The 13,907-nt window shown below is 46.5% G+C and carries 11 protein-coding genes; all 11 read right to left on the bottom strand.

Features of this window, described 5'->3' with window-relative positions; all coding sequences use genetic code 11:
* Positions 1 to 20: 20 nt before the first annotated feature.
* Genes tssG through tssM form a run of 11 tightly spaced genes read right to left on the bottom strand, consistent with a single transcriptional unit; the run spans position 21 to position 13,888 of the window.
* On the bottom strand, positions 21 to 998 hold the full coding sequence (tssG, locus tag ACRRS1_RS00800; RefSeq protein ID WP_432455101.1) for a type VI secretion system baseplate subunit TssG: 978 nt from the start codon (positions 996 to 998) through the stop codon (positions 21 to 23).
* Complete coding sequence (gene tssF / locus ACRRS1_RS00795) at positions 995 to 2,824, bottom strand: type VI secretion system baseplate subunit TssF (RefSeq protein WP_432455102.1); 1,830 nt, start codon at positions 2,822 to 2,824, stop codon at positions 995 to 997. Before tssF ends, tssG begins: the two co-directional genes overlap by 4 nt.
* 3 nt (positions 2,825 to 2,827) lie before the next feature.
* Positions 2,828 to 3,304, bottom strand: a complete 477-nt coding sequence (gene tssE, locus ACRRS1_RS00790; RefSeq protein WP_432455103.1) for a type VI secretion system baseplate subunit TssE — start codon at positions 3,302 to 3,304, stop codon at positions 2,828 to 2,830.
* Entirely contained in the window at positions 3,304 to 4,113 is an 810-nt protein-coding gene (locus ACRRS1_RS00785) for a type VI secretion system accessory protein TagJ (protein ID WP_432455104.1), read from the bottom strand. Before ACRRS1_RS00785 ends, tssE begins: the two co-directional genes overlap by 1 nt.
* A 4-nt stretch (positions 4,114 to 4,117) precedes the next feature.
* Positions 4,118 to 5,671, bottom strand: coding sequence for a type VI secretion system contractile sheath large subunit (gene tssC / locus ACRRS1_RS00780; RefSeq protein ID WP_432455105.1), 1,554 nt, complete (start codon positions 5,669 to 5,671; stop codon positions 4,118 to 4,120).
* Between the two features lie 32 nt (positions 5,672 to 5,703).
* Positions 5,704 to 7,197 (bottom strand): type VI secretion system contractile sheath large subunit, encoded by a 1,494-nt coding sequence (gene tssC, locus ACRRS1_RS00775; protein WP_432455106.1) that lies wholly within the window; start codon positions 7,195 to 7,197, stop codon positions 5,704 to 5,706.
* Complete coding sequence (gene tssB, locus ACRRS1_RS00770; protein WP_432455107.1) at positions 7,194 to 7,709, bottom strand: type VI secretion system contractile sheath small subunit; 516 nt, start codon at positions 7,707 to 7,709, stop codon at positions 7,194 to 7,196. The genes tssC (ACRRS1_RS00775) and tssB overlap by 4 nt, the downstream gene beginning before the upstream one ends.
* 47 nt (positions 7,710 to 7,756) lie before the next feature.
* The gene (gene tssA, locus ACRRS1_RS00765; RefSeq protein WP_432455108.1) at positions 7,757 to 8,869 is read right to left on the bottom strand and encodes a type VI secretion system protein TssA; all 1,113 of its coding nucleotides are present in this window, start codon (positions 8,867 to 8,869) and stop codon (positions 7,757 to 7,759) included.
* An 8-nt stretch (positions 8,870 to 8,877) separates the two neighbouring features.
* Positions 8,878 to 9,687, bottom strand: a complete 810-nt coding sequence (locus ACRRS1_RS00760) for a PP2C family protein-serine/threonine phosphatase (RefSeq protein WP_432455109.1) — start codon at positions 9,685 to 9,687, stop codon at positions 8,878 to 8,880.
* Positions 9,681 to 10,367: a type VI secretion system-associated protein TagF gene (gene tagF / locus ACRRS1_RS00755; RefSeq protein ID WP_432460629.1), complete on the bottom strand. Its 687-nt coding sequence runs from the start codon at positions 10,365 to 10,367 to the stop codon at positions 9,681 to 9,683. The genes ACRRS1_RS00760 and tagF overlap by 7 nt, the downstream gene beginning before the upstream one ends.
* Positions 10,349 to 13,888, bottom strand: a complete 3,540-nt coding sequence (gene tssM / locus ACRRS1_RS00750; protein ID WP_432468577.1) for a type VI secretion system membrane subunit TssM — start codon at positions 13,886 to 13,888, stop codon at positions 10,349 to 10,351. The genes tagF and tssM overlap by 19 nt, the downstream gene beginning before the upstream one ends.
* Positions 13,889 to 13,907 lie beyond the last annotated feature (19 nt).

Here is a 13,907-nt window from a genome sequence, read left to right as displayed (position 1 = left end):
TTCCTTGCTTTCGAATGCGCTTACGCAATCACTATCTTGGTGTACTGTTCCATGTGCCGACTATTCATGCTTAAGGATGCGCCGCGCCCAAGAGCCAAGCTGCAATGACCTAAACGCCCACTCGGCATATCTCGATAACGTGCACTTAAACTCCAACGAGGACGAATATGATTCGGTAAATATGCGGCCACGGTTTGTTGCAATAGATCCAATAACGGCCCTCCTGGTAACAAACGCTGAGCCGCCGCTTGACTGTCGGCCTGAATATCAATGTCAATGGCTGAGCCCACATCCCATATTTTGCTGCCCAAGGTGGCACTTCTGCCAAGCTGAGCATGCTGACCTTCAGGGGTGAATCGGCCTCCTAACTGCGTTTGCTCAGATTCATTTAAACTCAGCCACTGCCCGACTCGCTGATGAACCACCACCTGACAGCCTGATATCAGCTGAACGATTTGTTTTAAGGCTTGTGCACTGCGTATGGTTTGAGAAAACAGTCCGCCGACATAAAGTTGACTAGAAGTAGAAGTCCCCGCTAATGCGTGCAAAGCCAAAGAAATAGGATCGGATTGCCCAGTTTGTAAGCGACGCAGATATTGCAGTGGGTACTGATATTTCTCCCAAGCGCGGTGGTACAAAGAAATAACGCGGTGATGAAAGATGTCTAAAAAGTCACGCATCGATTCATCTTTTTGTTTGCAACGTTCCATGACCCATTCACTATAATGGCTGGGTAATACGCCACTAGGCCCGGTTAGGCCCATGAAATTGACGTACACCTGGTAAGGTTGCGAGGCCGACTCTGGCACCACCACCTTCGCTAAGGCTTTTCCCGGAAAACCTAAATTTTGCGGCACTTTAAAACGCAGCGCTTCGTGCTTTGGCAGCGTATCGGAGCCTATTCCATGATGAACGCCCCCCCGACTTGCTTGGATCGCGACCACACTATGATGAAAATCTTGTTCGCTGCCACTATTTAAGCCTTCAAAGAGATTCATAACAGCTCCATATCTCCCGCCAAGGCGGGCCAGCGATGCAATGCTTGAGCATGGCCCAGTATTCGAATCGTTAAACGGGTAAAGCTATTAATGGTGGTGTATTGTGCAAAAAAGTGTGCCAGTACATTGCCAAAAAAGAACAGATTGGTGCCAGACAAATCTTGGTTGGTAAATACAAGCTCGATGTCCGAACCGTGGCAGAAACCAACTCGACCATTTTGTACGACTCTTGCGGTTGCTCGCTGAACATCCAGACTGGTGATAGCTTCAATCAACACCTTGGTTTGCGGTAACTGTTTAAAGTCGTACAACTGCAACAACTCCTGCAACAACTGGACTGCATTTGCCTGAGTAAAGTGATTGAGCGTTAGGTGACTGGCCAATTGCCAGCGAGAAGCATCAAACATTGCCGGTCGCACCGGTTCGCTAAATGGCAGCAAACAGCGAACATTTTTTAGAGAGTCAGCGCGACTGGGCATCACGACCGAGGGTTGACCCCCACCAAAGGGCAGTCTTGCAGGCAAATTTCGATTACTGCACAGAGCTTTCGCTGAAATCAGCCATTGTTCATGCTGCTCGATATCCAGCGGCTTCGCATTGCCATCAACCACTGATAAATAGCTCTCTACGCCCGGCTCGTCATGGCCTCCCGCCCATTTGTTGAATTCACGACGCAGCGTCCAAAATAGATGACCCGCAGGCACATAATGAGGAAGCTGACTACCATAAAAAGGCGTGACTGCAACACCATTGTCGTGCTGATCAAAAGCTTCTACATCTAATATGCGAATCACTTCGGAGATATCCGCATCACGATAGCGAGGCACCAGACGATGCTCAAACCGAGCGGGATCTAAGCGCAGCGGCTCCAACTCATCTTCGAACAGATTCACCACAGGTACACAACCAAGTAAGATGTTATCTGCACTAAGCTGTTTCGCCAGAATATCAGAATCGGCGTCAAGATAGATATATAGGTCCACTTCATGCTGCTCACCAAACCAATTGGGCTCCAGATCTTGAAGCTCAAAAAACATGAATTTCTCAGGACATAAAAAATGCTCAACCAACAAACGGTAGCCATTAAAACTACGTTGTTCGTAAGGTACGACCTTTTCTTCATCGGCAAAGCCGACCGCATGTATATGCCTTGCTTGCAAATATTGGCGAGCCTGCATACTGTCAGGATTGGCAAATGCCATACCAACACTCGATTGAAAAATTAATTGATAAAGTTGATAGCTCAGCTGTGGTTGGCCGTGAATATAGAATCGCAGCTTGTCGATACCTAAATCACGGAACGACACATCATCAAATTCGCAACTCAGTCTTAATTTTAAAACGGCGCTAACATGCTTTTGAAAATTGGGCCGAGGCGCTTTAAAGGGGGCACTTTCAAAACTCGCTTTAGTAAGCTCTATCGGCCACATTTGCACGTCGTAACACGTATTAAAACGACAACTTTTATAGCCCGGAACTTGGGTATCTAATTCCGTCCCTTTAGGGATCATCAAACTATAGTCAGTGACGTTTTGAGTGCTCATCTTAATCACTGACATCGAGGGGATCGGTGCATGATAATCAGGGTAAAGTTGACCAAGTAGAGCTTCCGTAAGCTCAGGAAAACTGTCATCAAGCTTTTGCCGCACTTGAGCAGTTAACAAAGCAACGCCCTCTAATAAACGAGATACATGCGGATCTTCGACACTTTCTTCGCTGATCCGCAAACGCCCAGCCACTTTAGGATAACGTTCGGCGAACTCGGCCCCCATATGACGCAGATAAGCAAGTTCACGATTGTAATACTTTAATAGTTCATCACTCATGACTTACTCAACTATTTTTATGCCTAAGCAAACGGGTTCAACTTCGGAATCGAAGGTCATCTCTTCCGGTTCAGGATCGGCATGACACAAGGCATGGATCCGCAAACGTAATACTCGATCCAGCGGTTGCTCATCGCTTACCGTCGACACCGATACATCAATAAAGCGCGGCTCAAATTTGCGGATCGTTTGTTCAACAATCTGACAGAGCCTCTCTCTTCCATCCTGACTACTTAAAGGCATTGACGAGAAATCGGGTAGTCCGTAGCTAAATAAAGAAAGATCGAGCTCGTGGTACCACTCTGGCCAGGTATGCCAATGCAATTTAGCATTCAGCAAGGCCTCTAGATCTCGACGAATACTTTGCCGATAAGCCTGTCGACCATAGCTAGAGTAAACGCCGTTTGAAGCCAGCGCGTCATCATGGGTATTACACAAACGATCAAGTAAGGACAGTTGCAAAGCTGGTAAACCACTCATCACTCAACCGTCTCTGTGCAGCTAAGAGTAGAGCAAGACTCAAGCAAAGATATAGCCAGCGCATTATCGTTTACTAGCCACATTTTTAGCCCTCGTCCTTGAAAGAACTCACTATTTAACAAGGGCTGCCAATCTGTTTCGCGACCCAATTTTTCAGCGTCGCTCTCACTAGCGAGGTAAGTCATCGGCAGGAATACTTCACCTGAAGGACCATCTTTTATATCTAATTCAGCACGACGCCAGATCTGTTCGAATAGACTGGTCGCGGGGAGTAACTTTAGCCAAGTCACATCGGCAAAAGACACAAAATAATACAAGCCATTTGAGCCAAACACTTCCAAGTAACCCGCTAAGCTGTCATCTAAATCACGAAGTTCAGTGCAAGTTTGATCGTTGATTGTTAACTCAGCAGATTCACGCAAATGCTCCAACTGCTGCGCTGCACGCGTTAATGCACGCTGATCTTTATTGAGCAACGCTAAACGCAATTCAATAAGCTGAGTTAAGCTTTGCTTTGCACCACTCACCAAACTGGCGGTATCGCCACCGTGCGCAAAATCAACTCGAGATTGAGCCGCGTGTACTAACTGACGCATGTTTAATGCCCCTGGTACACATTGCGGGTGCTGTTTCACCAATAGATCTAACTGCTGATCGGCGCGCTCTAACTGGCCATCAATACACAACAACTCAATAAAGCTACTGCGCGTATCTAAATCTTTAGGTTTTACTTTTAAATGCGCGATAGTCGCGGCAATTGCTTCACTTAACTGTCCCTGTTGAATCAACTGTTTTATTTGTTGTTGCATCTATTTATCCTGCTTGGTGGTAGCTTGGCGATAACTCGGTTATCAAGCGAATACTGGATACCATCTGATCCAGCTGAAAATGTGGTCGTAAGTGAATAATGGAGTAGTAATGGCCGGGTTTACCCCGCTGCTCTTTAACCTGGATACTGGCTTCATTCAGCGGATAACGGGCTCGGATTTCGTCAGATGCCTCATCGGAGGCGGTGGTATAGCGATGCAACCAACGCTGTAGATCACGTTCGATCAAGTGGGCACTATCAAATCTGCCGACCCGGTCACGTCCTATAATCTTGAGATAATGAGCAAATCGCGAGACACATAATACATATTGCAACATTGAGGAGAGGCGCGCATTCACCGCCACCGCCATACTGTCATAATGCTTCGGTAGATTCACCGAAGCATTGCTGTACAAGACTAAGTGCTCGGTGTGAGGAACAGTGGAGACCGGAATAAAACCGCTATCAGACAACTGTTTCTCTAGTCGATCTCCCACCTGCAAATTAACTGGGGGCTTCGCTGAACGAATATGCCGTGACAGCTTAAAATCTGAACCAGGCAAGTCAAACACCAGACCATGTTTATATTGACCCGGCTGTAAGCCTCTAATTTGACTGAACCAACCCGACTCTCTAAATGCACGTACCGCTACCGAAGCCACACCATAGGCCGCATTTCCCCATAAATAATCGCGTTCCGGATCATTCACTTGCTCAACAAACATAAAGCCTTCTTGACGTCGGCCATCTTGCTGATATGGCTCCCGCATCAAGATATTTGGTGCAGCAATACCTAAGAATCGCGAGTCTTCCTGACTTCTTAACTTGCGCCACAACAGGTATTCATCTTGAGAGAACTGCGCCGCAATATCACGCACCGACGCCAATTCACTGAAATAATCGACCCCCAACATTGAAGGATCTGCCCCCGTGACAAAAGGAGCAAAAGCGGCTGCGGCGGTAAGACTAATAGCCCGCAGCGCTTCTAAATCATTTATCGCAATACCGTTACGCGCTTTATGACTCACTCGATAATCGCCGACAAGCATGCCAAAGGGCTCTCCACCAGGCATATTAAATTCATTGCTATAGATCTGTTTAAATAACTCACTTTGATCAAATTCGATGGCTCTAGAGACATCGCGACACAACTCTTGCCAACTGATACTAATCAACTTCACTTTGGTCACAAGGCTGTGTTCTTGCGGACCTATTTGGGCAGTAAGATACTCAAGCCCCCGCCAACTTGCCTCTAACTGTTGAAAGTGAGGATGGTGAATAATCGCATTCACTTGGTTATTCAGGCGCTCATCAATATCACGAATAGCCCGCAGTAAAATTGGCCGCAAGCGCTCTGCAGACCATGATTCAAGCTGCTGATTATCCTTCTCCAGCCAAATACGCAAGGCGAGATAGGCATCTTCAGTGGCCAGAAATTGATCCACGACTTCACTTTGGGCACACCAATCCGCATCGATCCGCAACGGTTCAACATCAATTTGTTGCAAAGTTTGGCTATCCACAAAGCGCAGAGATGGTAAAGTTTGAGTCATTGTCATGAGAAAACGCGGACCTTGCGGCCCGCTTTTAATTATCCGCCAATTTCTGGAATTTTTGCGACCAGGCGCAACGATGTGGTGAGTTCTTCCATCTGCAACCAAGGCCGTAACCAAGCCACGGCGTTGTAGGAACCCGGCGCACCAGGGATCTCTTTTACCTGAACCTTAGCGTCAGCTAATGGGTATTTCGCACGGATCTCCTGACCGCCTCCCTCAGAGGCGTTGACATAACTTAAGATCCATCGATTCAACCAATTCTCAACGTCTTCAGCTTCCATAAAACTGCCAATTTTGTCGCGAGCCATCACCTTAAGGTAATGAGCGAAACGAGAGGTAGCCATGATGTATGGTAAACGTGAAGAAATAGCCGCATTTGCAGTGATATCTGGATTATCAAAGCGCTTGGATTTTTGACAGGTTTGCGCGCCAAAAAACACTGCGTAATCGGTGTTTTTATAGTGACACAAAGGCAAAAAACCTAATTTACTCAATTCCGCTTCACGTCGATCAGTAATGCCAATTTCAGTTGGGCATTTCAAATCTGGATCGCCATCATCGGAAACAAAGAGGTGCGAAGGCAGGTTTTCAACCTTGCCGCCTCCCTCGGCACCACGAATAGCAGTACAAAAACCATACTTAGCGAAAGCTTCGGTCATCCGCGCACCTAATACATAGGAAGCATTCATCCAACAGTATTCATCATGCTCAGTGGTTTTGGACATGCCAGTTTGCGGATCAAGTTCAAACTCTTCATAACGAAATTCTTCAATCGGCGTTGTCGCTTCACCATAAGGTAAACGCGCCAATACTCGCGGCATAGCTAGCGTCACAAATCGAGAATCATCACTTTCGCGGAATGAACGCCATTTGGTGTACTCTAAAGACTCAAACACCTTCTCAAGATCACGAGGCTTGGTTAGTTCGGTCCAGTTATCAAAACCAAATAAAGCCGGTGATGATGCCGATAAGAAGGGCGCAAAGCCGGCCGCTGCAACATTCGACATCAAACTTAAACTTTCGATGTCCTCTGGATGATTGGTAAACTCATAATCACCAACTAAGGCACCGTAAGGTTCACCCCCTGGCGTTCCAAACTCAGATTCATAAACCTTTTTGAAAATTTGGCTCTGATCAAATTCAACCGCTTTGCTCAAATCTTTATGCAACTCTTTCTTACTCATGCTGAGCACTCGAATTTTCAGAGTTTGACTAGTTTCAGAATTCATCACTAAGTAATTCAAACCACGCCAAGATCCTTCCAGCTTTTGGAAACTTGGGTGATGCATCACCTCAGCAAGCTGCTTGGAAATAAGTTCATCAATCCCGGCAATCGCTTCTCGAAAAGTTACGGTAAGATTTTTATTCCAAGTCACGGTACCTTTCAACGCTTCTTCAGTAAGTGTTCTTAACAATTCTTCTGAGCGAGAGTAGTCCGTCTGCTTCGTCGCGCCAATCGCCTGCTCCAAGATAGAGCCCTGCGCTTGTTCAACACTTGGGTCTAGAACGGTTTGGCTTTCAAGACTCATGCTGCGCCCTCCGGATTAACATCTTTCGTTAGTTCACCCGCTAATTTTTGCAAAGAGTCGGTATTATTTAAGACCTCTTCCAAAATATTTTCTAAGTCTTCTGAGCGATCGACTTTGGTCATCAAATCACGAAGCTTATTACGTGTATCCATCAACTTACGTAATGGCTCGACTTGATTAACCACGGCTGCAGGATCAAAATCTTTCATCGACTGGAAAGCCAATTCGACGGACATCAATGAATCATCGTCCGCAAGTTTGTTATCCACTTTAAACTCTAATTTAGGATTCATTCGCTTCAATACATCATCAAAATTGTCGCGATCGATCTGAATAAAACGACGGTCTTTAAGCGGCTTCAATGCCGTGGTATTGTCGCCCGCAAAATCCCCCATCACTCCGACGACAAACGGTAATTCTTTTTTAACTGCAGCACCTTCAGTTTCCACATCGTAAGTAATGTGAACTCTTGGTTTGCGTACCCGAGACAACTTGCCGTGGATACTGTCCATATCAATCTCCTTGTTATTGATTAACACGTAGAGCGCTAAGCACCACGTTAGTCTTGTTGTTCCGATATAATTCCGGTCAATCGGAAATACCCGGTTCGAGCATCGTTATCTGTAATCAGCTCTTGGAGTAAATCCGGTAAGCTCATTCCACTCCAACGAACCACTTGCTCAATGGCATAAGCCATTGGCGAGTGAGGTTCTGTTTGCTTAAAAAAATCTGCTATTGTTGTCAGTTGAGCAATCGCCTCTACCCGGCTATTTAACTGCGAATGAGGACTAACTGCGTCCGCGGCAGAAAGCGCGCCATCTGTCGAGGCCATACTCACTTGCTGCGTCATTGACTGGCTTTCAGCTTCAGCCAATTTATCAGCGGCGATATAACGTACCGCCTCTGCACATTCAGTAAGACGCTTAGCGATGTGAGAACTGGGCTGCGGTTCGCCAACCGCCTCATCAATGCACTGTGATAAAAGCAGATAGGATTCCATGGCGGCTTCAATATCACTTAACAACTCAACAAAAAAACTGCCGCGAGTCGCTTTCACCGTGTGAGTAATATCTTCCAGCCGCACCGCGCCAGCGGCATAACGCTGGCTACGCTTAGTATCATCGAAACGCTCCACTTCGCTCGCTTGTTCAAATTCCCACAAGGAATAGGCTTGGTCTTCAACCAGCTCGGTTAAAGGCACACAAGCAATCGGCATTAACAGGGTGCCTTCACCGTCATAACCATTAAGTCCGATCAAAGGCGCGACGCGAGTAAGTAGCCCATCTTCATCTGGGCTGGGGTACAGATCTTCCCAATGCTGTTCAATCAGGCTACGCGCAACATCAAAGCCCAGTTTTATGCCCTTAAATCCTTTGCGGCGCACCAAGGCTTCAATCAGCCAAGCCGCGAGTTCTAAATCTTTACAAGTATCGAGCAATACCTCGGGAACTCGCTGAATAATGGGGTCCCATTCATGAGCGAGACTCAAAAGCGGCTCGTTATCCACCAAGGCATTACGCTCTGCGGCCCGAGCACCGTTACGAACATCTTTAAGCGTAAAGTAGGTCGATAAAGGTGAAGCATCTAAGCGCGGGTCTTCACCGCAAGGTCGCGCTTCAGATAGAGGCTTTGCTAATGCCAGAAAATCAATCTCGAACAGTTGGTCAAACATTTAAGCTCCTAGCGCCGATTAAAAAATACGGGAACCGTATCGTCACAATGTTCTTCATCAGTTCCGGTATCGCTTTGACATACCTTCACCAACACACAACTCACATTGTCACTCGCGCCTTTCACCAAAGCGGAATGCATCAAGGCCAAACCAATATCAGAAACACTGTTCGCTTGCATGCACATCGCCAAATCAGCATCACTGAGCTCTTTGGTTAAACCATCGGAGCACAATAAAAATTGATCTCCCGGTAGCAACTGACCGGAGCTTTGATCCACGGTCAGCGCTTCACTTACCCCAATGGCTCGAGTAATCACATTCGACAAAGGGTGCTGCTCTGCTTCAGACTCAGCAATTAAACCTTGTTCGACCATTTCCATGACTTGGCTATGATCGCGAGTTTTACGCTGTAACTGCTGATCGCGAAACAGATAAATACGACTATCCCCGACCCAAAGACAATGATAGAAACCATCTCGAATCTGCAGTAACACAGCCGTACTGCCGGCTGTTTTGCCCGCTAAATGCTGCTGCGAATAGTCAATGATTTGCTGATTGGCACCAAGTAAGGCCTTGCGTAGGCAATCAATACTTAAATGCTCAGTTGGGCTTGACTCAACACTTTGCGTCACACTATCAATCACCATTTGACTGGCAATGTCTCCGGCCGCATGGCCCCCCATGCCATCGGCAACCACCCACACGCCAGCTTCACGTAAATCAAGCACAGCATCTTCATTATATGGACGCACTTTTCCAGGATGGCTTCGTGCGAAGCTCACAAAAAATCCGTCTAACAATGTTGAATGCGCTACCATCCCCAATGCTCCCATTGCCCATCTAACATGGCTGAAAACTGGCTAACTAACGGCAAACTTTCGGTCACCAGCGTGCATTCAGGTACATGCTCAGAACCATGAGTCCACCATATGCAGTAGCGCCCTAAGTTCTGACGTAGTTGCAAATGCAATAAGTTTTCACTGTTGATTACTTGCTCACTCTCTAATACCAGTTGTTGAGAGTCTTTGGCGCCATTTAATACTGGATTAGCTACTGCGATAGATTCCAACCAGTCGAGTTGACGAATGCTTTCAGCCCAACGTTGTACGTCGGTATCATCATCAAGCAATTTAAGTACTTTCTCTTCACTGTGCTCGCTCCACTCTCGCTGCTGCCAAAGACTGACTGGCTGCACATTCACAGGTTTTGCCATAGTGAAGTAGAAGTGGCGACCAACTTGGTCAACACTAGGCATCAACGTTCCCCCCATCGCAGACTCTCCTGATACGCCAGCAGAAAGAGCAAAATGCCAGATGGGGCTGGTCAGATAACGATCTAACCATTGCTCTCCGAGTTGTTCGCGACTGACAGCGGTCACGGCTTGCAACCATTCACGCCAAGCGCTCACAAAATCATTGGGTAAATGACCTTGAATAAAATCACCTCGAGCTGGGACTTTTCCAAAATAACCAAATCCGCTTATAGGCTGACTGGACATGCGAACCTCGCCAAATCGTTAGACCAAAAAGGGTGCATGGCAGTATTCGGAATTAACTCGAGCTTTACCTTATTCCCTTTAATTTCGATATCGAGAATGTTGTCTTTACGACTCGCTGGACGCTGCGCTAACAAACCATCGAGCATTCGAAACAAGCCCCAATTGCCAGGGAAGGTCTCAGAAATTGAATGGCCCGATTTAGGTGGTACAAAAGCTAAACGGGTACTGCGACTGGCGTCGCCAGGCCAAATGAAATGCGAAGTACGCCGCGGTCCATGCCGGTAAACCAACTCCTGCTCACCCATTTCAACTCTGAAGTTATTGATATGGGCATCCAGAGATAGGGGTTTTAAACCAAATTCCACTCGCGGTATTTGGGTACCAGGTTCGAAAAATACGTCGCGGATCCGTCGCGCTTGTTGAAAGACCTTGAGGGAGTCTGCATCAATTCCCACCGAGCGTTCTAGCTTCCAGACTCGCTTACTGGTATCGACCGAAGACTTTAGGTAACGCTCAAAGAACTGGTCCATGGTTCCGCCATAACCGAAAAAGCGAGAGAAATCTTTGAGTCTAACGTCTTCAGTGGCTTTATGACTAAACGGGTACTTACCTCGAATAGCTGCTCGATATTCCTTGTAGACGCTATCCTTCCAAATCGTATTCACATGAACCTGCGCGCCTCGTTTAGCCAAGGCGACGGTTTGATTCGACAACTCACTCATCCATGAGGCAAAAGGAGCTGGTAACATTTTTCGACTACGGCGTAAGGCACTACTAACCGCAGCCTGGCTACTATCATTTATTAAACTGGTATAAGCGCGTTTATTATTCGACTCCGATAAAACCTCTAAATAATCGCGAAGCTCTAATAGTGAAGCTTGCAAACCTTCTAAGTCAGCCTCGTTAATACTGAGTAAATCTTCAAACTCCGCTTCAACTTCCACGCCGGGCAAGGAAAGCTTCGCCGCCGACATATCGTTGGGTAAAAAACGGTTAATTCGAGCCTTTTGATTTTTAAACGCCACGTCGGCCGCATTGGCCGCGACATCCCCTGCCAGCTTAGCTTTATCACTAAGCGTAACATCGCTTAAGCGCAACTCTTTTTGCACCGCAAGGATCAAGCTTTGCATCGGCCGCTCAGAGCCTGTGAGCTTTTGAACTAACTCGGCACCTTCTCGTGCCGAAGCGTAAGGTTTCAGTTGAATGTCTGCGAGTAACTGCTCCCACTCATAAACATAGTCTTTAAAGTAACGCTCTCTCACCGCTTGCACCACTTCATCGCGAGTGGCTTCATCAATCGATAAGCTATCGCCATACACCCAGCTGTCTTCCATCAAACGTTTAACAATCCGATTATTTTCAATGCGGAATAAACCGTGGAATCCACTATAGGTATACAAACCAGGGATCCCCTCATGCAAAGGGGTACCACTTGAACGATTGAACACTTGGCGACCTTGGCGTCCCAACACATCACTCAACTTAAAATCAGCGACATGGCTTGAAAGAAATTCGATACGCAAGCGTTGATAAGCCCGTTCGGCCAAAGGCATCCGGGTTAATACACTACGCGCCTGCGCTATCGCCTGCTCATCGACAGCAACCGTATTGACCCCAACACGAAACAAATTGCGAGTATGGGCCATCAGATTCTGGCGAAGGGTTTGATTAATTTCGCCCGGCAGTTTGCGTTCGTAATACACCTCAAACCAACTATATAACAGCTCTAGATCTCGATGCTCAGCATCGTAAATCATTAAGTAAGTCTTTAATGACTCATAGAGGTACTCCAAATAGACCTCATTTTCGGCTAACTCAGTTTTCAGCGCATTGGTGAGGTAAGTCGCAAAATATCCCTGTAAGGCTCGTTGGTATGCCGCTTGTGCTGGTTGACCAATTTTATCACCTTGATACAAACCCATCCGCTGAACATCTTTATCGACCAGCTGATGGCTAAAACCTGCGGGTAAGTCACGCAACAGATTTAAAGCCTGGACAAGGGTTATCACATCGGTATCTTTACTTAAGCTCGGCTTAACCAGATCCTGATATTGACTAACCGCCACCTCACTATGATCAATGAGCTGCTTGTTCCAACGATAACTGTTGTACCAGAACACGCTGCATAGCAATAAACTCAAACAACAAGTACCAATCACCAATCGGCGAGTCCACAAGGCATTTTTTTGGTGATATCGATTAACCGAGCCAAGATATTGCTCAGGGAAAATCACATCCTCTAATAAACGTTTAATGAAATAGCCTTTAGTTTCCCCGGCCTGTTGTTTCAGTGGCACCTGGCCCAAACCTAAACCACTAGACGTTTCGGTCATCACACGATCAATTGGCTTCCCTTCTTGGGTTGCGCTCGCAATGTATAAACCACGTAACATAGGCGCTTCTTCAAAAGCATTCGGCGAAAAAACCTCTTTTAGAAAATCATCAATACTCGATTGCAATAAATGCATTTGTTTCGGGAATTCGTACATCAAGGTTCGTTTATCGATATCTCGTTCTTGCTGTAAACGCTGGTTTAATCGACCTTGGATCCGCTTCAGTAGGCCATGAAATTCTCGATTAAATTGACCAACAACACCCAACTCCGGATTTTCCGCGACCAAAGGAAAGGTAATCCCCCAAATTTGCTCTCGCTCATTCGCATTCAAATCAGCAAAGAATTCACTAAATCCTGCGATTAGGTCGGCCTTAGTTAAAATCACATAGACTGGAAATTGCATCCCGAGCTGATTTTTAAGCTCATGAATACGCAGCTTAATCGCCCGAGCATGTAAATTGCGTTCAGTACGAGTTTGCTGCAATAGACTCGCCAAACTGACCGTAACAACGGCACCATTAATTGGCCGCTTGGTTCGATACTTTTTAAGTAATCCGAGAAAACCCAACCAAGCTCTAGCGTCTTTTACGTTGTTACTATCTTGAGTGGTATAACGACCTGCGGTGTCGATTAATACGGCCTTGTTGGTAAACCACCAGTCACAATGGCGCGTCCCACCCACGCCAGCTAAGGGGTCATCTCCCAACCTGTCTTTCAAGGGAAATTCTAAACCTGAATTTTTTAGAGCCGTGGTTTTTCCGGTTCCCGGAGGGCCGATCATGATGTACCAAGGCAATTGATATACCCCTTGGCCTCTTGCCAAGTTGGAATTCTTAAGTACTTCTAATGCAGTCACCACTCGCTCGCGTAACGTCTCAACTTCTCTACGACTATCTTCATCGTTACTCTGTTCCCCTTCACCATCGAGTAACGATTGAACCGCTTGTTGATCTTGTTTATGACGGCGTAAATGCTGCCATAGCTGATACACGGTGCAGATCATCGCAACAATAAGAATCGTCAAACAACGCGCTAATGCCCCCACGAAGGGCTCTGCGCCAGCAATAGCAATGAGCGGACCACCAAACCAAATTAAAAAGGATAAAGCTAAAAAGCCAATCACTTTAATCGTCCATTTGGATTTTAATAACTGTAATAAGCGTTGAAAAAACAACCTGATAAACATTTTTAGATCCTTTAACAAT

It is taken from the genome of Agarivorans sp. Z349TD_8 (genome assembly GCF_050870825.2).
Classification (GTDB): domain Bacteria; phylum Pseudomonadota; class Gammaproteobacteria; order Enterobacterales; family Celerinatantimonadaceae; genus Agarivorans.
This window is presented reverse-complemented; position numbering and strand designations above follow the sequence as displayed.